Source organism: Coleofasciculus sp. G1-WW12-02 (assembly GCF_040219735.1).
In the GTDB taxonomy this organism is placed as follows: domain Bacteria; phylum Cyanobacteriota; class Cyanobacteriia; order Cyanobacteriales; family Coleofasciculaceae; genus Coleofasciculus.
Window position 1 is genome coordinate 1 of record NZ_JAVJRX010000119.1, and the last position, 26,455, is coordinate 26,455.

General features: G+C 45.9%; 15 protein-coding genes and 1 tRNA gene. 5 read left to right on the forward strand and 11 right to left on the reverse strand.

The features are described from left to right. Nucleotides 1-231: 231 nt before the first annotated feature. Nucleotides 232-3,675 carry a response regulator gene (locus RID09_RS19445; RefSeq protein WP_446337572.1) on the reverse strand — a complete coding sequence of 1,148 codons (3,444 nt, stop codon included), beginning with the start codon at nucleotides 3,673-3,675 and terminating at the stop codon, nucleotides 232-234. A gap of 550 nt (nucleotides 3,676-4,225) precedes the next feature. On the opposite strand from RID09_RS19445, the gene ldpA reads away from it, so the two are divergent. Next, nucleotides 4,226-5,473 (forward strand): circadian clock protein LdpA, encoded by a 1,248-nt coding sequence (ldpA, locus tag RID09_RS19450; protein WP_446337573.1) that lies wholly within the window; start codon nucleotides 4,226-4,228, stop codon nucleotides 5,471-5,473. Between the two features lie 121 nt (nucleotides 5,474-5,594). Next, a complete protein-coding gene (locus RID09_RS19455) occupies nucleotides 5,595-7,319 on the forward strand; it encodes a R3H domain-containing nucleic acid-binding protein (RefSeq protein WP_446337636.1) in 1,725 nt (574 codons plus the stop codon). Here the strand turns inward: RID09_RS19455 and RID09_RS19460 are convergent. After that, nucleotides 7,307-7,540, reverse strand: coding sequence for a hypothetical protein (locus tag RID09_RS19460; protein ID WP_446337574.1), 234 nt, complete (start codon nucleotides 7,538-7,540; stop codon nucleotides 7,307-7,309). The genes RID09_RS19455 and RID09_RS19460 overlap by 13 nt on opposite strands. 492 nt (nucleotides 7,541-8,032) lie before the next feature. Between RID09_RS19460 and RID09_RS19465 the strand changes: the two genes are divergently transcribed. Next, nucleotides 8,033-8,104 (forward strand) — tRNA-Gln (locus RID09_RS19465). Nucleotides 8,105-8,376: 272 nt separating this feature from the next. Here RID09_RS19465 and ileS read toward each other — a convergent pair. The 7 genes from ileS to mnmA all read right to left on the reverse strand — a co-directional run bounded on the left by ileS (nucleotide 8,377) and on the right by mnmA (nucleotide 20,321). Beyond that, the gene (gene ileS, locus RID09_RS19470) at nucleotides 8,377-11,874 is read right to left on the reverse strand and encodes an isoleucine--tRNA ligase (RefSeq protein WP_446337575.1); all 3,498 of its coding nucleotides are present in this window, start codon (nucleotides 11,872-11,874) and stop codon (nucleotides 8,377-8,379) included. 117 nt (nucleotides 11,875-11,991) lie between these two features. Next, nucleotides 11,992-13,404 (reverse strand): Ycf66 family protein, encoded by a 1,413-nt coding sequence (locus RID09_RS19475; RefSeq protein WP_446337576.1) that lies wholly within the window; start codon nucleotides 13,402-13,404, stop codon nucleotides 11,992-11,994. A 478-nt stretch (nucleotides 13,405-13,882) separates the two neighbouring features. Then, nucleotides 13,883-15,970: a tetratricopeptide repeat protein gene (locus RID09_RS19480; protein ID WP_446337577.1), complete on the reverse strand. Its 2,088-nt coding sequence runs from the start codon at nucleotides 15,968-15,970 to the stop codon at nucleotides 13,883-13,885. 108 nt (nucleotides 15,971-16,078) lie between these two features. Next, entirely contained in the window at nucleotides 16,079-16,537 is a 459-nt protein-coding gene (locus RID09_RS19485; protein ID WP_446337578.1) for a hypothetical protein, read from the reverse strand. Nucleotides 16,538-16,698: 161 nt separating this feature from the next. Further along, nucleotides 16,699-17,868, reverse strand: a complete 1,170-nt coding sequence (gene sat / locus RID09_RS19490; RefSeq protein ID WP_446337579.1) for a sulfate adenylyltransferase — start codon at nucleotides 17,866-17,868, stop codon at nucleotides 16,699-16,701. Nucleotides 17,869-18,239: 371 nt separating this feature from the next. Then, nucleotides 18,240-18,815: a Uma2 family endonuclease gene (locus tag RID09_RS19495; RefSeq protein ID WP_446337580.1), complete on the reverse strand. Its 576-nt coding sequence runs from the start codon at nucleotides 18,813-18,815 to the stop codon at nucleotides 18,240-18,242. Between the two features lie 441 nt (nucleotides 18,816-19,256). Next, a complete protein-coding gene (mnmA, locus tag RID09_RS19500) occupies nucleotides 19,257-20,321 on the reverse strand; it encodes a tRNA 2-thiouridine(34) synthase MnmA (protein WP_446337581.1) in 1,065 nt (354 codons plus the stop codon). A gap of 1,000 nt (nucleotides 20,322-21,321) precedes the next feature. Here mnmA and RID09_RS19505 point away from each other — a divergent pair. Continuing rightward, nucleotides 21,322-22,389: a diguanylate cyclase gene (locus RID09_RS19505; protein WP_446337582.1), complete on the forward strand. Its 1,068-nt coding sequence runs from the start codon at nucleotides 21,322-21,324 to the stop codon at nucleotides 22,387-22,389. A 254-nt stretch (nucleotides 22,390-22,643) separates the two neighbouring features. Next, nucleotides 22,644-23,975, forward strand: a complete 1,332-nt coding sequence (locus RID09_RS19510) for a sensor histidine kinase (protein ID WP_446337583.1) — start codon at nucleotides 22,644-22,646, stop codon at nucleotides 23,973-23,975. A gap of 47 nt (nucleotides 23,976-24,022) precedes the next feature. Here RID09_RS19510 and RID09_RS19515 read toward each other — a convergent pair whose 3' ends face one another. Both RID09_RS19515 and RID09_RS19520 read right to left on the reverse strand, forming a co-directional pair. Then, a complete protein-coding gene (locus RID09_RS19515) occupies nucleotides 24,023-25,330 on the reverse strand; it encodes an FAD-dependent oxidoreductase (RefSeq protein WP_446337584.1) in 1,308 nt (435 codons plus the stop codon). A gap of 29 nt (nucleotides 25,331-25,359) precedes the next feature. After that, entirely contained in the window at nucleotides 25,360-26,109 is a 750-nt protein-coding gene (locus RID09_RS19520; RefSeq protein ID WP_446337585.1) for an SDR family oxidoreductase, read from the reverse strand. Nucleotides 26,110-26,455: the final 346 nt, after the last annotated feature.

The following is a 26,455-nucleotide window of genomic DNA, read 5'->3' on the forward strand; positions in this document are numbered from 1 at the left end:
TTCTAACACTATACTACACTATTAGTTGAGTGTTGTCAGGATAGATTAGACTGGCGACTTTAGTCGCTTTGCTGAACGCAACGCGAAAGTTTCATCCTCTGGTTAAAACGCAGAGGTTTTCACCATCGCTACCCTATAAACATTTTGGCTTGACGAATGACGTAGCTTGCTGCTCAAAGGAAGCGAGTATGACAAATGACAAATGACAAATTTGGAGTTGTGCAGCCAGCCCTACTTATAAATTGACACTCCAGCCGTGGACATTTGGCTCAACGCCCGAACTAATTCTTGTACCCGAATCGGTTTACTGATATAATCATCCATACCAGCGGCTAAACAAGTTTCGCGATCGCCTTGCATAGCATTGGCAGTCATGGCAATAATTCGTGGACGTTCTGTAGCTGACCATTCCCTGACTAGGCAACGGGTTGCTGCTAATCCATCCATTTCTGGCATTTGTACGTCCATTAATACCACATCATAGGGCTGACGGTGTAGGGCTTCAATCACTTCTAAGCCATTCCCCGCCACATCGGCTCGATACCCCATGCGGTGGAGTAGCTGCAATACCACTTGTTGGTTCACCGCGTTGTCCTCAGCCACCAGAATTCGCAAGGGTAGACGCTGCGCCATTTGCGGATCAATCTGGGAGGAAAGGGACGCGGGTTTCATCGGAATCGGCTTGCCCACCAAAACCTGATTCATGACATCATACAGTTGAGACTGTTTAATCGGTTTGGTCAGAATTGCGGTAAAATGCTCCTTGACACTGGGCTCACTTAGATCAGTCGTGCCAATGGAGGTTAACAAAATTAAAGGTAAATCCTGATACCCGGGTTGCTGATGAATCGCTACAGCCAGATTCAATCCATCCGTTGAGGACATCTGCCCATCCAGAATCGCCAGATCAAAGGGTTCATGTTGACGCAACCATTCTATCACTTGGGTTCTCGACTCCGTTGTTTGGGGATGCATTTGCCATACCTGACTCTGCTGGAGCAAAATTTGACGATTGGTGCTAGTTTCACCCACAATTAGCAATCGCTTCCCGACTAAAGACGACTTAGCCAGTTCCGTTTCCGATTCAGCCTCAACCACGCCATTTACCATCACCGTAAAATAAAAGGTTGAACCCACACCCACCTTACTGTCTACCCACATCGTACCGCCCATAATTTGACTCAGTTGTTTGCAGATAGCCAGTCCCAGCCCAGTGCCGCCATATTTGCGGCTGGTGGAGGAATCCACTTGGCTGAAGGGTTTAAATAAACGGTCTAATCGATCTTGGGGAATACCAATACCCGTATCCTTCACCGCAAATTGTAACCGATAACGGGGGGGAGTGGCAGATGAAACAGCAACCGAATCCGACTCCATTTCCGCTGCGGCTAACCGATGCGCTGTTACCGAAACCACCACTTCCCCCGCCTGGGTAAATTTAACGGCATTACCGAGTAAATTCACCAGAATTTGGCGCACACGGGTAACATCGCCGATAAAGGTTCTGGGGGTTTGAGGCGGGAATTGGTAAGCGAGTTCCAGGTTTTTGGCAGAGGCTTTGGTGGATAGCAAGTCCAGGGATTCTTCGATACAGTTTCGCAAATCGAAGGGGATTTCTTCTAAGTCCAGTTTGCCGGATTCAATCTTGGAAAAGTCGAGAATATCATTAATAATCGTGAGCAACGTATCGCCACTATTGCGGATAATTTGCACAAATTCCTGCTGTTCTGCATCCAGTTGGGTATCCAGTAGCAATCCCGTCATGCCAATCACACCGTTCATCGGTGTACGAATCTCATGGCTCATGGTTGCCAGAAATTCACTTTTTGCCTGAGTTGCAGCCAGAGCGGCGTCGCGAGCGGCGGCGAGTTCTTTGGCGGCTTGTTGGCGTTCGATTTCCCCACCAATCCATTGTGCCATTAATCGTAATAGTTCGATATCTAGTGCTTTAAAGGGTTTGTGGCGGGGGGTGACACTAGAAAAACTCAGGGTACCATAGGGTTGACCTGCGACAACAACCGGGACACCCAGATAGGCTTCCAGTTTAAAGGTTTGATAACAGGGATGATCACGCCACTCACTATTGCTGGCGGCGGGAATAGACAGGGGTTGATTGGCTTGCAGCGTGGCGTGACAATAGGTTTGGCTTAAATCCAGGTGAACTCCTTTGGGATTGAGGTGATTGGGTAACTCAGTCGCGATCGCGTGATACTGATTGTCGGTGACTTGAGATAGGATGCCAATATCTAGGTTAAACTGCTCGCGTCCCATTGCCAACAGGTTTTGCAGGCATTGGTCAAAATCCAGTTCGACGGAGGATGTGAAATTATATAATGCCCGAATCGCGGCTTCACTTTCACGCAGTTCTTGTTCAACTTGTTTGCGTTGGGTAATCTCAATAGAGATACCCAGAACAGCGGGGGTGTCTGAGTCATTGAGATAGAAGGGCATTTTCGTGGTTTGTAAAATGCGAATCTTGCCCTGAGCATCGGTTAAAATTTCTTCAGGAATATATTTTCGTTCTCGTTGATCAATCACGGCTATGTCATCGGCGCGGAAGCGATGCACTTGTTCGGGGATAGACGCCACATCTGTCTCATTTCGTCCCAGCAGATGTTCGACAGAGGTGCCATAGGCGTCGGCTAGCGCCTGATTGACGAGAATAAACTCACCCTCCCGATTCTTGGCGAAAATAAAATGGGGTACTAAGTCTATAACCTGACGCAGCTTTTGTTCACTGGCTTGTAACTGCTTCTGCGCCTGGGTGCGAGCGGTAATATCTTCGACGGAACCTTCATAATATAAGATCGCTCCCTGATGATCACGCACAGCACGAGAGTTCTCACAAATCCAGATGATACTGCCATCTCGACGATACACTTGACATTCAAACCCAGAGACTGCACCCTGTTCGTGGACTAAGCGGATAAACTCGCGGCGCTGGCTGGGATTCACATACAGTTGATGTTCAACATCGGTAATGTGGTTAATTAACTCATCAGGTGAAGCATAGCCATAAATTCGCGCCAATGCGGGATTGGCACTGAGATAGCGTCCATCGAGTGTGGTTTGGAAGATGCCACCTACGGCATTCTCAAAAATGCTACGATATTTTTCTTCGGCTTGGCGTAGCGCGTCTTCAGCGTGAATGCGTTCCTGGATTTGATCGGCTAATTGGTGATTCACCTGTTGGAGTTCTTTTGTTCGCTCATTGACACGCTCCTCAAGTTGTGCATTCAGTGATCGCACCTCGGCTTCAGCTTGTTGGCGATCACGAATTTGCGTTTCTAAGGCTTGGTTGGCGGCTTCGAGTTGAGCGGGACTCGGTAAGGCTAACGCTTGGGGAACTAGGGGAATCAGGGCTAATGCTGTATAACAGGAAATTAAGGCGGTTATGGCTTTAATTCCACCCGATAGCCAATAATGGGGATACCAAAGTGTCCATACTCCCATAACATGGGTCATGCCACAGGCAATAATGAATGCGCCAAAGAGGAAGAAGACTTTGGGAAAGGGAATATCCCGTCTCTTATTCACAAAATACAGCAGAGTACCGGGAATGGAATAGTACGCCAGGGCTATTAACGAGTCAGACGCAACATGAAGGGACACGAGATTAGTCTGCCACAAGTAGCAATGCCCATGGGGGATAAAGGAAAACGGTAATAAAGTCATTTGGTAAACACCCTTGCCAACGTTTGGATGGGTTTTCTATGATTCCCCATTATTTCAGTCCAGATTATTCCCGACTCTACCGTAAGCTGTGGCTTTACAGAATCTTTAAAGTTTTCTCCCGGAACTTTACCGAAACTTCATAGATCTCACCCTGGGATTACAGTAGTCTTTTTAGTGTAGTAGAGAGTTAAGGTTGACTCCGCCAAATGAACAGAGCGGGGTCTTTTTGTGGGAATGGGGAATCCTTCAAAGGGTTTGGTTACCAAACTCCTACTGTCGGCGGGGTCAACCGGATTCATTAATGTTACAAAACTTAAACATTAAATCCAGGTTCATTCATGTCGGGGATGAGAAATACCCCATCGGGATTTACCCCCCAGATTTAGGGGAAACGCCAAATCAACCGCCTAGATATGGCGAAATGAACCGATAGGCGTCGCGATCGCAGGATAGTTCCCAAGCTTAACTCAAAAGCCTACAGCTTGTTGTCCCATAAGTTTGTGCAGAAACTCCTCTCCCCATTTTTGGCACAAGGATTTAGCATATAAGGGTGACTAAACTGTACAATCCCTTACAATCTCTAAGGGAAGGTCACTGGTTCAAGCTCATCTGCGGCGCCAGTTTTCAGCACCTCCCTGCCGTTCGTAACCTCACCTTGGCGTATACTCTAGCTGGGGCTGATTGTATTGATGTGGCAGCTGACCCCGCCGTCATTGCGGCGGCAAAGACAGCCTTAAAGGTGGCGACAAGCCTGGTAGAGTCCGGTCAAGCACAAGGTATGGGATACCGTAACCAACCCTGGTTAATGGTCAGTTTAAATGATGGAGAAGATCCCCATTTTCGCAAAGCTGAATTTAATCCGAATGCCTGTCCCCCAGACTGTCCCCGCCCTTGCCAAACCATCTGTCCGGCTCAAGCGATTGTCTTCGAGCAACCGCCAACTCAGGCGGAAACTCTCCGCCAGTGGGAGCCAGATCAACCCTTCAACTCCCCTCACTCACCCCAGGGATTCTCCGGTGTTATCGATCAACGCTGTTATGGCTGTGGACGTTGCTTACCCGTTTGCCCCAGTCAACTCGTATATACTCGATCCTACGTATCCACACCCACAACCCTGGCTGAAGTAATTCTCAAAAACGAAGTTGATGCCCTGGAAATTCATACTCAAGTAGGACATTTTACAGATTTTAAACGACTCTGGGGCGCGATCGCACCCTGGATTCATACCCTGAAGTTGCTGGCTATCAGTTGTCCTGATGGTGAGGGCTTCATTGATTATCTGTGGGAACTTTACCATCTGATCGCGCCCTTACCTTGTCCCCTAATCTGGCAAACCGATGGTAAGCCAATGAGCGGTGATATTGGTATCGGAACAACTCGAAAAGCCGTGAAGCTAGCCCAAAAAGCGTTATCAGCCAATTTACCAGGGTTCGTGCAACTGGCGGGTGGAACCAATCACCATACCGTCAGTAAACTCAAAGCAGCCGGACTCCTCACCCTGGGAACAACGGAGGAATCTGCGGCTAATCCAGTAAAGCCCTTTGTCGCGGGTGTGGCTTACGGTAGCTATGCCCGGGTATTACTTGCTCCGATTTTAGACCAACTCGATCAATACCATGAAGCAAATCATGATATCAATTCCCAATCATTTCCATTATCATCAAGGGCAAACCTGGAAAATGATCCGCAGCGGCTGCTCAAAGCCGTAGCCATCGCCCATTCTCTGGTGTCCCCATTGAAGTCTGTCCCTAAGCCTGTTTTTGCTTTGAGCCAAAATCAACCGGAACTATCCCTTTGATAACCAACAGCGATCGCTCTTTTTCACATACAAGCCTATGGTGAATGCCAACGGGATGAACCCATCCCATCCCCAATCGTTATCCAATCAAGAATTATCCAACACCACCAATTTAGCTGGGATGCAGATTACTGAGGATCTCCAAAAGTTACTGGATATTTTGCCCAAGGATATTCGCCAAATCCTAGAGCAACACCCCCATCGCGACAATTTAGACAATTTAATTGAAGTGGTGATGGATTTGGGTCGGTTTCCTGAGGTACGTTTCCCATCTGGCGCCGAATATCTATCAGATACACCCGTCACCGCTGAACAATTAAACTATTGTGTTGAGCGGGTTGGGCATTTCAGTGGAGATAATCGAGCCGGACTGGAGAAAACTTTACACCGGATTAGCGCGATTCGCAATCGTCCCGGCGACATTATCGGGTTAACCTGTCGCGTCGGACGAGCCGTGTTTGGCACTATTGGTATGATTCAAGATCTCGTGGAACGAGGTCAATCAATTTTGATGTTGGGACGTCCGGGTGTGGGCAAAACGACGGCGTTACGCGAAATTGCCCGGGTGCTGGCTGATGATCTGCAAAAACGGGTGGTGATTATTGATACCTCCAATGAAATTGCTGGTGATGGAGATATTCCTCATCCTGCTATTGGTAGAGCGAGGCGGATGCAGGTGTCGCGTCCGGAACTTCAACATCAGGTGATGATTGAAGCGGTGGAAAATCACATGCCCGAAGTGATTGTCATTGATGAAATTGGCACCGAACTCGAAGCCCTCGCCGCCCGCACGATCGCGGAACGGGGGGTGCAGTTAGTGGGTACGGCTCATGGAAACCAAATCGAGAATCTGATTAAAAATCCCACGCTCTCTGATTTAGTCGGTGGGATTCAAGCGGTAACTCTGGGTGATGATGAAGCCAGACGCCGGGGTTCTCAAAAAACGGTATTAGAACGCAAAGCACCGCCCACGTTTGAGATTGCTGTCGAAATGCTGGAGCGTCAGCGCTGGGTAGTACATGAGAGTGTGGCGGATACGGTGGATTCCCTGCTGCGGGGACGTAAACCGAATCCCCAAGTGCGGACAGTGGATGAACAGAATAAGGTGATTATTACCCATGAATTTCCTGATGCGCCCGCCCCCTTGGAACGCCATAACCAGTCGGGGTTAGTGGCTAAACCCAGTGGCTGGCGTTCGTCGGGACAGATGCAGCCTCTGTCGCGCTCCTCATCGCCGTCTTCGGCTCAAACGAGTTACTTTGATCAGCTGCTCCATGATTCTTGGCAACAAGCTAGCCCCGTTGATGAGGTTGTAGACACGATTGGACCCAATGGTGAGGATTTGCCCCTTCATATCTATCCTTATGGGGTGAGTCGTCATCAAATTGAGCAGGTGATCCGAGTCCTAAATTTACCCGTTGTTTTAACTAAAGACATGGATAGTGCTGATGCGATTTTGGGCTTGCGATCGCACGTTAAAAGTCACTCAAAACTGCGCTCAATTGCTCGCTCCCGTCAAATTCCCATTCACGCGGTTAAAGCTAGCACCATTCCCCAAGTGACTCGCGCCCTGCGGCGTATGTTGGATATGGATGACCCCGGAACCCCCGATACGGCGGATTTGCGGTTGTTTACCCAAAGTGGAAGTGATGATGAGATTGAGGCGCTAGAAGAAGCACGTTTAGCTGTTGAGCAAATTGTGATTCCCAATGGACAACCCGTCGAGTTACTTCCGCGATCGCCAAAAGTACGGAAGATGCAGCATGAACTGGTTGAACACTATCGCCTCAAGTCTGATAGTTTTGGCGATGAACCCAATCGCCGCTTGAGAATCTACCCCGCTTGATGGCAAGGGATAGGGGTGTGGCAAGAGGATAATGTGTAGAGTAGCTCACGAGACTCTTGCTTCACCCGTTCTTCCATCACAGCTTGCTGCAATTGGATAAAGGCGGTAAAGTCTTCCATATCATATTTATTGACTAAAAGCTGACGCAGTTGTTCTTCAGCTTGCACGGTCAGATAACCGGTCTTTTGTGCTTCTTGTACTATTTCGCGAATTAATCTCATCAGTGAATCTCCAGTGTTAATCGGTAGATGAAAGTCACGTAAGGTTCGGTGACTGATTGCTCTAAGCAACAGTCATCTTGAGCAAGAGATCTCCCGTAGAGGTTCCCTTGGCTGATGGCATTGTGATAACTTGTTTTATCGTTAAAAAAATTACCTTTTTTTAACAAACGTTCACATACATAGTTCCACCCCTGAACATAGCTACCCCTAACCTGAAGATATGTAAAAGCATCGCTTTACCCTGAATAAAGCAGCCAATGCTTTATTATAGGGCATTTCATCGTCCTATAAAGATTATATTAAATTTTGAATGGACGTAGACAAGTTAACGATCTTTAATAAAAGTTGACATTTATCGATTCGTTATGTAAAGGCATGATAAAGGATGAAATTGAGCGTTCTGTTCCCTGACCCAGGACAAATTAGCCAATTTTCACAAATCTCTTGACATATTCCCTGCCAAAACTGCTAATATAATCAAGGTACACACTTTGGGGTGTAGCCAAGTGGTAAGGCAGCGGGTTTTGGTCCCGCCATTCCTAGGTTCGAATCCTAGCACCCCAGTCGCATCTACCCCTATCTATAATCATCTACCGATCACGCCCAGTTCTTCAGAGGGCAGAGGGTTTATTCGTGATCATCGGTTTGATTCCGGGGATTCGAGAAGAGATGATTTCACGCGATCGCACAATCCTAGTGCACCAGTCTAGTCATCAAAATCGATAGGAGAATCTCCCAAAAACTACAAAATTCCCCCTTGGGTAGAGACGTTGCATGCAACGTCTCTACAAATCGCTCATCAGCCGCCATTTTTTTGATGACGAATGACAAATACATTACCATTGACCGGCTAAAGCCGCCCGACACCGTTCGCAAATCGTGGGATGTTCGGCTATTTTACCCACATAAGTGGAATAGTTCCAGCAGCGATCGCACTTTTCGCCTTCTGCTTTAACCACCCCCACCCAGACGAGATCTGACTGACTTCGATAGTTGACATTTTCCATCCCATCAGGGGAATCTAACACCTCAACTTGGGAGGCTAAAAACAGATAACGTAACTCATCCACCCCGTTACTGAGAACCGTAAACCGTTCGCCTAAAATTCTAGGTTGGGGTTGGGGTGGAGCTGGTGCTGGGGGTTCTGCGGCGAGTTCTACCGTTTCGGGTTCAGGTTGAACAGAAGCTTCACCCAATACCTCTGTTTTTAGCGATCGCACCTTCTGGGCTAATTCTCGCCGACTGGGTGCGCGGAGTAAATAGCGATTGATAAACCAAGCACTGTAGCCAATACCCACCAGTTGCAACATATCAGCCAATAAGGGGAGATGTCCGAGCGATTCCAATACCGTCGCCGTTACCTTTAGGGTAATGGGTACAGCTAACGCTACCCCCACCGTTAACCATAATCGCTGATTTTCGCTCAAGGCTTTACCCAGCGTCACCGATAGATTAGACAGAATCTGATTAACATTCCACCCCTGTTCCCCTGTCTTTGAGGGGAGCGTTTCGGGTGTCAGTGAGGCTTCTGCTTCCTGCGCCATCATCAGTTCAGGTTTCGGGGTTTGCAGCCACAGGCGCGGAATCCCACTGGGGTTTAATTTCCGCAACTGGTTTCGTAATTGAGCATCGGGGATATAGAGCAACACTTTCGCTTCTAGGGAAGAACCTATCATCTTCTCTGCCCTAGCTTGCTCTAACACCTTATTCACCTCGGTGCGGATATTGCGTAACCTTGTCCACTTCTCTACTAATTCCGGCTTTTGCCACCTCTCATCTAACTGCACCCATCCCGACTCAAACACCGATTTATAGGGTGTCGGGTAGGGCAGGTATTGCCAGATATCTTCGGCTGTATGACATAATACAGGGGCAATTGATCGGGCTAAATTCTCCAGTGCGATCGCTAATACCGTCTGACAACTGCGCCGTCGTACCGAATCCGGGTGACTAATATAAAGACGATCCTTGGCAATATCCAAATAAAAGTTCGACAACTCCACCACACAGAAATTCTGCACCGTTTGGAAGAAGCGGAAAAACTGATAACTTTCAAACGCCTCCGTCACATCGCCAAACACCTCCGTCATCCGGTGCAACATATAGCGATCGATTTCCGGTAACTGTTCATACGCCACCGCATTTTTGCCCGGATCAAAATCATGGAGATTTCCCAATAAGAACCGTGCTGTATTGCGAATTTTGCGATAAATATCGGCAAGTTGCTTGAGTATCCCTTGACCAATAGGGACATCTACTGAATAGTCCACAGAGGACACCCATAGCCGCAGTATATCTGCTCCGTAGGGGGGTTCCTGTTTATGGTTCTTCCCCCCTTCAATAATCGTCGCTGGATCTACCACATTACCCACGGATTTACTCATTTTGCGTCCTTGTTCATCCAGAACAAAGCCGTGGGTTAATACTGACTTATAGGGCGCACAGCCATTTGTCGCCACACTGGTAAGTAAACTGGATTGGAACCAACCCCGATGTTGATCCGAGCCTTCCAGGTACATATCCACCGGATAGGATAATTCCTCACGCGGCTGGACAACTCCCGCCCAAGAGGAACCAGAGTCAAACCAGACATCCATGGTATCGGTACCTTTACGGTACGTGCGACCATTATTCTGGTAGGATTTGGGCAATAATTCACTCACCGACAGTTCCCACCACGCATCAGACCCTTTTTCAGCGATAATCTCTTGTACATGGGCGATGGTTTCTTCCGTCAACAGGGGTTCATTAGTTTCCTCGTCATAAAATACGGGAATCGGTACACCCCAACTCCGTTGGCGAGAGATACACCAATCAGAACGTTCCGACACCATGGCGGTAATCCGGTTTTCTCCTTGGGGAGGAATCCACTTCACTGACTTAATCGCCTGCATTACCGCCTCACGGAAACCATCCACCGAAGCAAACCACTGTTCCGTCGCCCGAAAGATAGTCGGTTCTTTAGTGCGCCAATCGTAGGGATATTTATGCACATAGTTTTCCTCTTTGAGGAAAGAACCCGCCTCTTTCAGGGCGTCAATCACCGCAGGATTGGCATTTCGCAACACATTTAACCCAGCAAAGGGTCCCGCCTCGGCGGTAAAGTCCCCATTTTCATCCACGGGGGAGATGATCGGTAAGTTGTAGCGCTGACCCACGATATAATCTTCTTGACCATGACCCGGTGCGGTATGGACTAATCCGGTTCCCGATTCCGTGGTTACATAATCGCCACCGATAACAATCGGACTTTCCCGGTCAAATAGGGGATGACGATAGGTGCAATGTTCTAATTCTTTCCCTTTCAGGGTGGTTTTAACGGTTAGATTTTTGTCCAGAGTTTGACAGAGGCGTTCCACTAATTCCGCCGCCACGATTAAGTATTTAAATCCTTCGGCTTCCGTCTCTGGGTTGGCTGATGCTTCAGCATCAGAAGCCTCTTCCTCTGGAACTGGGGCAAAGCCTTTTGCCCTTGTCTGACTTGCTTTCGAGGATTTCTCAGTATCCTGACTTGCCGATTTTTGAGACACTTCCACAACCGCATAAGTCAGTTCTGGATTTACCGCCACCGCCAAGTTACCGGGAATTGTCCAGGGGGTTGTTGTCCAGATGGCGACACCTAAATCTACTAAATAGGGTTTTAGCCTAGCTTCCACCGCGTCTGTGGCTTTAGTCAGGGGAAATGCAGCATAAAGACTGCGGGAGGTATGTCCTTCTGGATATTCTAACTCCGCTTCGGCTAGGGCGGTTTGGGAACTTGGGCTCCAATGAACGGGCTTCATTCCCCGATAGATATAGCCTTTTAGCACCATCTGACCGAAAACGCCAATTTGAGCGGCTTCGTATTCAGGGGTTAAGGTAAGATAAGGATCGTCCCAGTCTCCCCAAACGCCATACCGTTTAAACCCTTGGCGTTGTTCCTCAACGGTTTTTAGCGCAAATTTTCTTGCCTTGCGCCGCAGTTTTATCGGGGTTAGGGCTTGTCTGTCTTCTGGGTCCATTGCTTGCAGGACTTTCAGTTCAATGGGCAAGCCATGGCAATCCCAGCCGGGAATGTAGCGAACTTTATACCCTTGCAGCAGTTTATATTTATTGATGATATCTTTAAGAATTTTATTTAGGGCGTGTCCCATATGTAGTGCCCCATTCGCGTAGGGGGGACCATCATGCAGGACAAAAATATCACCGGGATTCGTCTGTGACAGTCGCTGATAAATTTGTTGGTCTTGCCAAAATTGTTGCAGTTCCGGTTCCCGTTTGACCGCGTTTGCCCGCATATCAAATTGGGTTTGGGGCAGATTTACGGTGTCTTTGTAGGATTTAGCTTCTGTCACAGTTCGACCTGTTGGCTAGTGGTTGTACTTAGATTGTGGGGATATTTCCCGATTATCCCTTTTTACAATAGGGAGCGTTATGTATCCCTACATTATGGGTGAGAATTTGCCATCATTTCAACTGAATGAGGGAGGATTTTGTGAATCTGGGGATTGTCTGGTTTGGGGATCACCTTCACCAATGGGTTCAGCGGGAGGCGATAATGGTGCTTCTGGGGCAATGTCTGCGACTGGGATGTCTTCGACTGCTGAGGATTCAGGTTCCGCCGATTGGTTCGCTGCGTCTACCTGTTCGGGTTCAGGGGGATTCGGGCGTCTGAGGGGTTCGGAGTCGGTGAGTTTAGTCTCCTGGATGGTAAATTCCTCTGGGGTTTCTGGGGGTTGGGTGTCTTGGTTTTGCGGGAGTTCCGGTTCCGGTGGCTGTGTTTGTTCCCCGAAGGTAGTGTCAACTGTTTGGGTTTCCTCCCCTGCGGCTGTCTCTTCTATCTCCTGACTCGGAGTTGGAGACTCCTGGAATAGGGTGTCTGGCTGAGTGAATTCAGGGATTTCTGGTTCGGGTAATGTGGAGGTATCCTCTGGGAATGTCTGAGGTTTCTTTGTTTTAGCGGGTTTCGATTTACCTTTACCGAAGAGATTATTGAAAAAGCCGCTAATTCCTTGGCGTTGTTTGGCTTGTTTCTGGACGGGTTTTGCGGGTGTCTCGGCTACAGGTGTTTCAGTTAAGGTTTGTTCTTCTGCGGGTGTCTCGGCTACAGGTGTTTCAGTTAATTTCTGTGCTTCTGTAGATATCTCAGCTACAGGTGTCTCAGCTACAGGTGTTTCCTCTGGCGCAAATTCCCCTATCGGTTCTGGCGGTGTTGTTTCCTCAGCCGGTGCTTCTACAAGTTCAGTTGGCGTTGTTTCCACTGTTTCCATGACTTCAACGGATTCGGTGATATCCGCCATTACGGGTTCTTCTGGGGTTTCCTCGGTTACCCCTGTGGGAGAAGCCAAGGGGACATCGTTTTCTTCAGATGGAGGTTGCACCTGTTCAGTTATCTCCGTAACTGTCTCCGGAAAAGGTTCTCCAATTTCCGTTTTTGCCATTGCGATTTCCGTCTCTGAAACGACTGGTTCAGTTATGGGTTCCGGTTCAGTCGCGACTGGGGTTGGCGTCACTGGCTTTTTACTGAACACACGGGCGACGGGTTGAATAACTGCGCTTTTGCCCAATTGGAATATGCCAGAACGGGCTATTTTTTTCTGAACTTGGGGCGAAATTTCCGTTTGGGCTTCGGGTAGGGCTAACTGTCGCCGCATCATCAGGGTTTGCCAGCCTAACCACCCCAACAGAGATACACTAGCGATTTGACTCAGGAGTACCGCCCCAGTAATCCTTCCCCCACACACCCACAAGACGAGGGCGTAGAAAAATCCTACACCACTCCAGAAGAAGTCGCTTTTGCGGTGGACTTCGGGAAAAAAGAATGCTGCCATGTAATAGGCAAAGCTACCAAGACCGATAACTAACGCGAGGATGTATGGCAACATTAGGCGGGTACTCCTTGACTCAGACGTTCATTGTAGATGGTATAGGGTTCATGGCTTACTCAGTCTAGACCGATGAACCCTATCCCTATTTTCAGCAGTTAGAGTGCGATCGCGCCAAGTCAATCGTAACGAGATGTTACAAACACCCTTTGTTCGCCGCGTTATCAGCAAAGACGGTAGGGGCGGGTTTTACTACTATCATTTCTGACCTAACCCAGATGTAACTAAACCCGCCCTAACTGAGTGCAAGAGTTTTGCTTATACATAAAATGTAACGATGTACGCCAGTTTGTAGTAGGCACTAAAGTACCTTAATCTTTCATTTGTCAGCATCGGAATTATATTTTTTAAACGCAGAGGACGCAGAGGGAAACGCAGAGGTTCGCAGAGGAGTTGGCAGGATTTGATGGGAATTTGTAGAGGTTTCGAGAAGTAAGTGAAAATGATATAATAGGTGGTCTATCTGTTCACTTGTTTCTCATTGGTGCTGATGCAGACGCTTGACGAAGGCGCGGATGATTCGCCATAGTTTATGCATCCACCGTAATATACTGTTAGCAAGGAGTTTGGGTAAACTAACCCAAGGGTAAGATGTCTGAGTCAGGCACTCAATTAAATTGTTGCAATTTTGAACATCTGCCTCTAGGTTTATTGCTTGATAAAGTTCACGAGCCTTTTGGTAAGCAGCAATGGCTTCTAATTTTTGACCTAACTCAGTATGGGTAGACCCAAGATTATAGCAAGCATTGGCTTCTCCTTTAATATAACCAATATTTTGTGCAGTTTTTATAGCAAAATCGTAGTGTTTAATCGATTTTTGGTATTTGCCTAAATAACGGTAATTTATGCCTAAGTTATTCAATGCCTCAACTTTATCTTTGTGAGTTCCTCTTAATAAAATTGGCTGATAATACTCAATCGCTTGCTCAAATTCACCCAAAGAGTAACAATAATTACCCAAGCTGTTGCGAGCGCCAACCATTCCCCTTATATCACCAATTTGCTGCGCTATTTTTAGAGCATCCTGACTGAATTTTGCCACCTGATAAGGTTGTTGTAAATCATGATAAACGTTGCTCAAACCTAATAAAGAATGAAGCTCACTTTTAAGATTTCCAATTTTCTGGGCAATTTCCAAGGATTCAAAATAGTAATTTTTTGCCTGTTGGTATTGCCCTAAGGAGTGGTAAGCATTGCCTAAATATATAAGAGCTGCCGATATATAGATTTCATTGTTATTAGGTTTCCAGTCTCGCACTAACTGCCTATACAATTCAATTAAAATACTGTAATACCCTTGCAACTCTAAAAAATCCTTGCAGCTGTGAAGGATATCGAAGGCTGGAATATACTGTTGAAGTTCGCACCAGTGATAGAAGATTTCCAGATATTCGGCTACATCCTCTATTCTTTCCCAAGGAGGTTGTTTAAAATTTAAAAGATAGTAGTTTATCGCCCGTTGATGCGTCTGAGTTAAATCTTCCGCTTTGTACTTCGCATACTCCTGAATCAATGGCTGAAAATTAAACCATCGTCTTCCATCTTTATCTATCTCTTCCTGTAATAGGGAACGCCTCACCAACTGACGCAAATCTTGTTCAATACTTTTGGTATCGAGTTTTCCCATTTTAGATCCCCCCAACCCCCCTTCAAAAGGGGGGCTAAAAGAATCTAGAGAGGATTTTTCTTGCTTATCTTGAGGTTGAGATTCCCCTAACTCCTGTTCAAAAGAGAGACTATGAATCTGTGCCAGCGCCATCGCTGAATTAAAGGGAATTCGATAAACACATACCCCCAATACCAATCGCTGCATTCTCTGGCTAATCCGCCTAAAACTCTCATCCAACACCCGCCGCATCCAGATATCAACTTTACCCCGATGCAAGCCTTTTAAATTCTCATCACTTAATAAATGGGATATATCCGCCAACCCATAACGCTGCAAATACCGAAGCTGCGGATCGAATTCTTCCTCTTGTAATAAAAACCCAGCCACCAGCGTTAATAATAATGGATGTCCCTCTACCTTCTGGGAAAACTCGACTAATTCCTCATCTGTTCCCCGAATTCCCAACACCTGTAATAATGTCGCCCCTTCCACGGGTTCTAATCCCGGTAAGGATAACCATTGACATTTTATCGGCGGTAAATCAAACCGTTCCCGCGTTGTTACCAGTACGACACTTTTCTCGCCACATTCCAACCAGTCATAGAAAAACTGCCGATAGGATTCATCGCGAATAGATGTATTCTTGTTATCCCCATCCTCAGATTGCAACAGGGTTTCCAGATTATCCATTACCAGCAAATACTGCCCCTGACGCAGATGATTGACTAATGCATCCCCCAGAGATTTTTCGGGTATCGCCTCGATAGTTTCCTGAGATACTCCAAATTTCAATAAGACTCGCCGCGCTAACTCGGTAAACCCGATACGGCTAATATCTGCCCAAACTTTATCGTCAAATTCTGTACTATCCTCGTCGTAAATCTTAGCCGCGAGAGTCGATTTACCCAACCCACCGATACCCGTAATTCCAATTAACCGAGTCTTCCCATCCGCCATCCAATCCCCAATGGTTTGGCGTTCTAACTTTCGCCCTTGCCAATTATCGGTACTAGGGCGGATTTCATCTAAATTGGGTGGAGTGCTGCGCTGATTTTCTACCAGTAGTCAGTAGTTGTTTGTGGTATCTCCGTAGTTGTTTGTGGTATCTCTCCCGCCAATTCGCCCAATCGAGTCGGCTTGAATATCGCTCATAATATCCCCTGTGGTGTCAGCTTTCACTTCAACCGTGCGGTTGCTGCGATCGCTCTTTTGATTCAGAGTCCGCTGATCTGCTATACTACTGACGTTTATAACCTGTCCAGCTAAACGTTCAACCTCTTGGGCAAAAGCGGGATCTTGTTTCATCACCGCCTGCAAATACTGTGTTACCTTTGCTAAGTCCGGTTGAGAACCCTGTTGGGCGGCTGCGATCTCGCGATCGGCATCCGGATATCTTGACAACTTAGGCATGATAGTATCTCTTGCTTTCCTAATAATGCTTTCTGTTGCCTTACCCACCCCGGTTTCGATAGCAGCACCAAAAACGGTTTTGGCAAATTCTGTGACGAGTACTTCTGGTATCATAGCTGAAGCGAATGATAATAGTTTCTATTACATTTTTAGCGTATCCGTGAACGTAAGTGAAATAGCTGGTAGGGGCGCACTGACGTGCGCCTAGAAAATTCACTTAGGCTTAGCCAAGGAAACCTAATAAAATTTTAGGCTAAAGCCCTTACTACAAACGACTATTCCACCTTCATCGCCTTGGCTAATTCCGCCGCAACTAAAGGGCGAGAAAACTGCGGCGGCGGTAACTCCCCTTTACGCAACAATTCCCGTACCTTAGTTCCTGATAAATGAATCCGTTGATCTGGAGTGCTAGGACTTGTCTTGGCTGTTGCCATTGTCTCCGTCACTTCGCAGTAAAAAGCGTGTTCAAATTTTAGCGGAATAATCCCCAACTCATCCGGCTCAAACTCCTCAAAGATATGTTGAGCATCGTAGGTTCCATAATAGTCACCCACACCCGCATGATCGCGTCCCACAATAAAATGAGTACAACCGTAATTCTTACGCACGATCGCGTGGAAAATGGCTTCCCTGGGACCGGCATAGCGCATAGCGGCTGGGTTAATCGCTAAAATCACCTGGTTTTTAGGGAAATAGTTATCCATCATAATTTCATAGCAACGCATCCGCACATCGGCGGGGATGTCATCGCTTTTGGTTGCACCCACTAAGGGATGCAGGAATAAACCATCAACTATTTCCAAGGCGCACTTAATGATATATTCATGCGCCCGGTGGATGGGATTACGAGTTTGGAAACCCACCACCGTTTTCCATCCCCGTTCCTTAAATAACATCCGAGATTGAGCCGGATCAATTTGATACTTAGGAAACAGGGGATGGGGATACCGTTGTAATAACCAAACGGGACCAGCTAGATTTACATCCCCTTGGTTATAAACCACCTTGACACCCGGATGCTTTTCCTCATCCGTGCGGTAAACATTCACCGCTTCCCGCTTTTTGTCATAGCGATACTTTTGCGTAAGTTCTAAAACTCCGACAAAGCGCCCATCCTGATCATCCAGACGCACTAAACTGCCTTCCTTTAATGGTTCAGCAATGTCCTCATTAACGGATAGAGTAACTGGGATAGACCAGGGTAAACCGTTCGCCAGACGCATATTATCGACGACTGACTCATAATCCCCTTGCTCCATAAACCCAGTCAAGGGACTAAATCCACCGATCGCGATTAAGTCTAGATCAGATGCTGCCCAGGCATCAAGTTGCACCCTGGGTAAGGAATCCGCTTTCTCCAAAAATTCCGAGCGCTGTTGTTCTGAGGCAATGCGATTGATAAGTTGACCCCCATGAGGGGCGATTCCATCCGAATGCTTACTCAATGTCTTTAACCTTTATGCGTCAACTGCATCTCCAAAATAATCTGCTTTATGGGTTCTGGGCAATTATTCGTCTTATGTCATACTCACTCCCGAAAAGAAGCAAGCTACCGTCAAATGGCACTAGAATAAGCATTTGGGGAACGTCAAAACCTTTGATATACCGTAGGGTGGGCATTGCCCACCAGCCTCATCTGAGCGTGACATTCAGTTGAAGGCTGAAGCTTGGACGACGAAGGACGCGATCGCACGATTTTCTGGTATACTTATCACCATGGAAAAATGTGCCTGCCTATAACCTCTTCATTAAGCGTTTCAGACACAGATAGTAAAGGGCGCGATCGCACATTCCTCATTCGGGTTCTGATTGACAATCACCAAAGAGAGTTTAAATTTAGGGTAAATCCCGGTAAAACCTCTTCTGCACAGAGAGTAGCCGGAGTCTCTAAAACTTCAACATCCTGCTGGGGACGATAAATTTCCACTCGTCTCATTCCCGGCGCAATTAACCAACCCAAACGAGCGCCATTCTCAATATATTCCTTCATTTTATCTTGCGTGGCTTTTAACGTATCCGAAGGAGACATCAATTCCACCACAAAATCAGGGCAAATCGGCGGAAACTTGGTTCGTTGTTCGGGAGTCAGAGCATCCCAGCGTTCCTGTATTACCCAAGCTAAATCTGGAGAACGATTAGCGCCATTGGGGAGTTTAAAACAAGTAGAGGAGTCAAACCCAATCCCTAATCGAGTTTGGCGATTCCATATCCCAAAATCAATGACCAGTTCAAAGTTTTGATTTCCGGTTTCTCCGCCAGTTGGGGGCATAATAATCAATTCTCCTTGGGCATTGCGTTCAAACTTTAGCTCAGGATTAGCCCGACACAATTGAAAAAATTGGTCGTCGGTAAGCTGAATAATCGGGTTAAAATCTATCGTATAAGCGGTCATTTTACTGTTACCTGTTCGCTCAAGTTACGTGGATGCATCACCTGTCCGTAGGGGTACACAGCGTCTCTAAGGTCTAGCTTAGACTATAACCTTAGCGGAAAAGGTTCAGGCGATCGCACCCTGTCTCTGATATAGTCTTTACCGATGACAATGGAGCCTATAGCCTAAAACCGTTGATTGATAAACGATTCGGATACAGGAAATCTAAATCAGGACACGATGGTATCGTGTCCCTACCCAATCAATTCTCCCGTAGGGGTACGGCAATGCCGTACCCTTGGTTTAAGGCTACGCTCCCCAGAGAATTTGCTGGATTGAGGAACGAAACCCAGCCTACTCATGGACAGATTGAACCATTGCCAAAACAGTTACCGTAGGTGGGCAATGCCCACCCTACAGAACAACCCCCCATATCCCAGACGTGCCATGCATGGCGCGTCTCTACACTACATCCTGCTTTCGTTCAATAATTCCACCGCCTAACAGCATCTCCCCGTCATACAAGACAGCGGCTTGTCCGGGAGTAATGCTAAACTGCGGCTGCTCAAAAACAAGTTTCATCCGATTCCCCTCTAGGGGAATAACTGTAACATCCACAGGGCGACTGCGATAACGCACTTGCACAGACGCTTGAATCGGAGTCGTGGGCGGATGAATCGACACCCAATTGACTCGCCCCACGGTACAATCCGGTTGCGTTGCACTAGTGCGATCGCCTACAATAACACGATTCGCCCCAGCATCAATCGCCACAACATACAAAGGTTCAGGTGCAGCAATGCCGAGTCCTTTGCGTTGTCCAAGGGTGTAATGGTGAATTCCCTGATGCTGACCTAAGACCTTACCATTAGTATCCACAATGTCACCCGTGGTTTGGGAAATATATTTATCCAGAAACGTCCGCATCGAACCGTGAGATTCAACCAAACACAAGTCCTGACTTTCGGGTTTATCCGCCGTCTTTAACTGATACTCAGCCGCCAGTTGTCGCGTTTGCGTCTTCTGGAGTTCGCCCAAAGGAAATATCGAGGCGGCGAGTAAGTCTTGGGTCAAGTCGTAAAGGAAATAAGACTGGTCTTTATTAGAGTCTACCGCCCGCAGCAACTGATAGCGATCGCTCTTAGCATCATAGCGAATCCGCCCATAGTGACCCGTGGCAATTTTATCAATGCCTAACGTCTCCCGCGCATAAGCGAGCATCGGACCAAATTTAACCGTTTTGTTGCACTGAGAACAAGGCAAGGGCGTGATTCCCGATTCATAACCCGAAACCAGATAATCGACGATATTTGCCTGAAAAACCTCACGAGTGTCTACAATATGATGGGGAATGCCCAGTTGCTCACAAATAAACGCCGCATCGACCATCCCCTCAGAACAGCATTGACCCTTGCCTTTCATCAGCCACAGGGTCAGACCAACGACTTCATAGCCTTGATGATGTAGGGTAGCGGCGGCAACTGAACTATCAACTCCACCGGATAGACCGACGACAACTTTATTCATCGAAAATCGGGGTTGGTAAGGGGGCGAATGGAAACCCCTGTCATTTATGTATGGGGAGGAATTCGTTCCCTTACATAAATAGCAGTCCGACAGGACTTCCTTTTTGGGAAGTGCATCGGCTCCATTTCCCGTGTACAAAACTGCATTATTTGTACAGACGTAGCATGCTACGTCTGTACAAACCCCTACCGCCTTGGATTTACTTACCTCGTTCGATGTATTGCGTTCACCTTTCGTCTGGGCAATTACAGACTCGTGTTTTCAACCTGTACGATATGGGTGGGGTATGGTTGCCCCGAACTCCCGTTTGGAGGGGTGACGTTAGCCTCGCCAATGTTACGCCTCGGTACTATCTCCAACACACTGGTTTAACCCTATAAGCCTGTTTAATGCTGGAGTTCTAGAGCATGGGACTGGCTTACGCGCTACGCGCACGCTACGCGAACGCATCCCAAGGTAGGAACTTTAACTCTTGGGCGTAACGTAGACCTCGTAGGTCTTAGGCTGGTCAGGTATAGGCAATTTCGATGCCTCCGGCTTATAGCCGTGGGGTTCCTGACGACATGAATGGACAACTAATCCTTTTGAAAGATCAATTGTTGATCTAGGCTAACATCCCCATCGGCTATTTGGTTTGTGGGGAACCTAATCAAGCTTTTACTGTTGTCGGTTGGGTTGAACTGATTCTGGCACGCCGACACAAAAAAATCTTACCCTTTTACCCTTCTACCCTTATCAGGTTTGTTGGGTGGGGTCTCATCCCTCGACCCCACTGACCTGCTAAGTTGATCCGGTAAAAATCCATCCTATAACCAAATCTTTACGAGTTGGGTCACAAAACAACGATTGATTACTTTATTATAACCTAACCTTAACCTTAATTTTTGGGCTTAACTTAATTTCAATCTATCCCCTAAAAACTGTATAATTTAAGTCCGAACTATTTGCAAGTCGGTGTTAAGGTTTAATTTTTTACAGTTGCTAGAGAGAAGAGAGAACCATGATGGACTCATCAATGTATTCTATACAACAGTCATCTACGCAACTTGAGACCTCTTATCCAGAGATTAAACAATTGAGTGTAAATGCGACGCTGCAAGAATTACCTCTTTATAACTTTCAATTTGAAGCCTCTCAACCTGGAGAAGAAGTGGCTCATATATTTCAACAAAATCCTGTACTACCAGGAGTTATTTTAGTTGAACGGGGGAGATTTATGGGGATACTTTCGCGGCGACGGTTTCTGGAACAGATGAGCAGTCCCTATGGACTGGAACTCTTTTTGCGGCGACCGCTCAAATCGCTATATCGTTTTGCCCAAACCGAGGTATTAGTTTTAACCGGAGATACCCAAATTGTTACAGCAGCACGCCATTGTTTAGAACGTCCTCCCAGTTTACTCTACGAACCAATCGCGGTGGAGTTAACCACCCAAACCTATCGTATATTGGATGCTTATCAATTATTAGTGGCTCAGTTGTATATTCACGAACTAGCCACCCGGTTACTCAAGCAACTTTATCAGGATTTAGAAGTCGCCAACCTGCAATTAGAAGAACTCGCCAAGTCGGATGGGTTGACAGGAGTTGCTAATCGTCGGCGATTTGATGACTATTTACAAACCTGTTGGAAACAACATTGTGTAGGAAACTCTTGGCTGTCGTTGATTATGTGTGATGTTGATTGTTTTAAATGCTACAACGATACTTACGGTCATCAGGCGGGTGACGAGTGTTTACGACAAGTGGCGGCGGCTATCCAGCGTCAAGTTAAGCGACCCGCAGATTTAGTGGCGCGTTATGGGGGTGAAGAATTTGCAGTCATTTTACCCCTGACTCCTATCGAGGGTGCAACTCAGGTGGCTCAAGGGATTGGAGAAGCGGTGAGGACTTTAAATATTCCCCATGCAACCTCTTTGGTGAGTCAGTGCGTTACCTTGAGTCTTGGTGTGGCGAGTACTATTCCCAATCCACGACTATCACCGACAACCTTGACCGCAGTCGCCGATGCTGCATTATATCAAGCCAAAGCCGCCGGACGCGATCGCGTGGTTGTCTATACCCGTTAGTCTTAATTCTGATGGATAACTTCAACCGTCTCTATTTTATACCAGGGATTGTCTGCCAAAATTAAATCAATTTTCTCTCTTCGCTTAGTTTTTATTAAAGTTTAATCGTTTATTAAAACGCTATTAACCCTTCAAAGCATCTTCATTTTCTATAATATTTCCTATAAACCAACTATTAAATCATTTTACAAACCAAATGACAAATGGCTAATTGTGAGTTTAGATACAAGTTAGAGTCTTAATTTTATAGTTTTATGGTTTCTCTGCAACACACCTACCCCGAACTATCCGTCTTGCCTCAACTCAAGACCCCTAATCTGACGTTAGATTCCACCATCCGAGAACTCAATCTCTATAACTTTCAGGTGGAATCGGTTCAACCGGGTAGAGACGTGGCTCAATCGTTTCAATTAAATCCTCTATTACCCGGAGTTATTCTTATTCAACATAGAAAAATTATCGGCATGATTTCGCGAAGGCAATTTTTGGAACAAATGAGCCGTCCTTATGGATTGGAACTGTTTTTGAAACGTCCCCTTCATTCGTTATACCGCTTTGTCAGTGCAGACGTTTTAATCCTCCGAGGAGATACAAAAATAGTTGATGCTGCTCGCCGTTCACTTCAGCGTACACCGAAATTCGTATACGAACCGATTGTTGTCGAACTTGAGCCAGGAACCTATCGCTTATTAGACGTGCATCAAGTACTCGTGGCTCAGTCGCAAATTCAGGAACTCACCACCCAGCTACTGCACGAGCAAACTCAAGCTCAAATGATTCAAACCGAAAAAATGGCAAGTTTGGGACAAATGGTGGCTGGGATTGCTCATGAAATCAAGAATCCCGTCGGCTGTATTACCGGTAATTTTGAATTCTTAGATGATTATTGTGCTAAGTTAATCGAGCTATTAACAGCCTACGCCGCAGAAGTTTCACAACCATCAGAAGATTTAAGTCAGCTAAAAGAGGAGCATGAACTCGACTTTATCTTAGAGGATTTGCCAAAAATACTGACTAGCATGAAATTAGGCTCAGAACGATTAACCAAAATCATTGGTAGTCTGCAAAACTTCTCACACATGGATGAGTCTAAACATCAGCCTGCGAATATTCATGAGTGTATCGAAAGTACATTAATTATTTTAAATAATCGGATTAAGACAGGGATCAGGATAAGTAAAAACTATGCAAATTTGCCGCTTGTTAATTGTTCATCCGGTCAGCTTAGTCAGGTTTTCATGAATCTAATCAGCAATGCCATTGACGCCCTGAATGAAAAGATAGAAAAAGTCGGAAATGGGTCTGGCTCATGGCAGCCTCAGATTGAGATTAGCACTCACCTGTTACCAGAGAAGGAAAGAGATTGGGTTTTGGTACAAATTGGTGATAATGGTACAGGAATAGCACCCAATATTCAAGAGCGAATATTTGAGACATTTTTTACGACCAAGCCAGTCGGTAAAGGGACAGGATTAGGGTTAGCGATTACTCATCAGATTGTCACCGAGAAACATGAGGGGAAGTTATTAATGCATTCGCAGTTAGAGAAAGGTACAACATTTGAAATCTTGTTGCCATTAGTTTAATGTAGGGTAATTATTATGAGAAAATGAAAGAAAAATCTCTCTTAATATTAATTTTTTGAAATACGAGAGAGAACCATCTTGAAAGGTAATTCAATCCATTCTCTAAAAGCAGCTAGCGTAGAAACAACTTCTCTGCCACGACCCATGCTTATCTGTTCCATAATTAACTGAGTAACAGCTATTCGCAAACCCTGTTGAAAGGAACTGATAAAATATAAAACATTTGTTTCTTCACCTGAAAGTAGGCGCATGGTGCGGTAACGTTCGCTGGGATACTGTCGCCATATTTGATAAACTGCATGGCGAATCGCTACCGCACTATAATCTAATCGGGTAAAAACCTGGTAGAGACTGAAAGTGAGTAATTCGGGAACGTAAGTATGAAGTAGGCGATCGCGTTGAAATTCTGCAAAGGTTTTGCTGGTTGCTAGACGTTCTGCATCCTGAAAACCCAGAGTCATACCTGTTGCTGTGATTGGATGATAACATCCTGTTGCATCTCCCACTAAAGTTAGAGTCTTGCTCCCATAATGTACCCGTGGACTAAAGTGATTGGCACACCAAGCAACCGGTCGATTTTCTAAAGCATATCGAAATGCCGGGAGTAGAGTGCTCGGCAATATTGGGCTATAAGCATCCCACAAAAAAGCCGCTTTATTCTGAGAGGTTTTGAAGCAATCAACGGGAACATCCAAACAGATCCGTACTTGATCACAGCCAATCCGATAAGCTAGAACTGGACCTAATCCACCCAAAAAAACATGTCCGAAGCCTTCCCAGGGAAGCGTAACATTTTCTAGGAAAATACCTGCCATATAGGAAATTAAATGGCGTTTAGGTTGTATGCCTAATAATTTCCGCATGGTTGAAGATCGACCATCAGCACCCACAATGTTTTCACTGATAACGCTTTGAGTCTTTTCCAGTACCCTATTCTCAAAAATGACTTTATTGTGTTCAATCTGAGTGACTCTAGCAAACGGAATGAACTGAATCCGAGGATAGGCTAAAACGGCTTCTCGTAACAGTTTGACTAAGGTGTTATGTTCACAACTAAACCCTAGGCTATTGTCGGGATAGTTGAGTTGAATTGGCTCTGTTCCATCATCAGGAAACACAACAAAACCTAAACCATTGGCATAGCTCGCTCTCAAAGTAGAAATCGATTTTTCTACTCCTAAATGCTGTAAAACTTTTAAGCCAGGGGGATGCAACCATTCACCTGCCAGTCGCCTTGAACCGTTGGGATCGGCTTCTAGCAAAAGCACCTTGGCACCTTTATATGCCAGACTCATTGCGGTAACGCAACCTACCGGACCAGCACCGACAACAACCACATCAAAAGATTCAGACATAATTTTCATCTTTTTCAATAATGACCCGGTTAGAGTTGGGTCATTCCTCCATCCACCGCCAGTTCGCAACCTATTATATAGGAAGCATCATCAGACGCTAGAAACACAACAGCTTTGGCAATTTCTTCAGCACTTCCGATTCGTTTCATGGGAATTCTATTAAAACATTGGTTGCCTAGAGCCACAAGTTTATCTTCGGGTATATTATAGCGGCTCAAAATAGATGTGTCCACTGCACCGGCAGCAACCGCATTAACTCGGATGTTGCGTTCTAATAGCTCAACTGAAATTGTTCTAACCAGGGAACGTAATCCGGCTTTGCTTGCTGAGTAAATGCCAATTTCTGGGATTCCCAATCGGGCAGATGCTGACGTAGTGAATATAATTGAACTCCCATTTTGCAGTAAGGGAAGTGCTTTTTGCACCGTGAAAAATGCGCCTTTAAGATTAATATTTATAATTTCATCAAATAACTCTTCAGTAATCTGCTCAATTTTACCTAACCGATTAATTCCAGCATTGACAAATAAAATATCGAGACGGCCATACAGTTTATTCACTTTTTCATAAAGCCGATCAATATCTCTCAAGTTAGTTACATCGCCTTGTACATAAATTCCGTCTTCTCCTAAAGCTTGAACAGCTTGTTTTAAGGTAACTGAATTGCGTCCCATGATCACTACTTTTGCTCCTTCACGGACAAAAGCTTTTGCCGTAGCAAAACCTATACCACTGTTCCCCCCAGTAACGACGGCAATTTTATCTTTTAATTTTCCCATTGGAGTCTGAATTTTTTTTACTAGGCAAACATTATTTATATAATCATATAACTATATTTTTGTCAACTCCAATGACTTGAGCGAGGTTGATTGGCGATCGCTTTCTCCCTTTCTTGGCAATTTACCACATACACAATCTGTCTTACTCGTCAAGCTTGTATATATTAGATTTAATAATCTATCACATATAGCAAGTTTAAATGAGTTGTAACAAGTGAAAAAGCTGAGACCCAGGTCTAGCAATGATTTTTTTATAAAAAGTGCCACAATTAATTTATAATTACTATATTTTTACATAAATAGATTTAATGTAAGCAAATATTGACAAGTTGTTCATGAAACATAT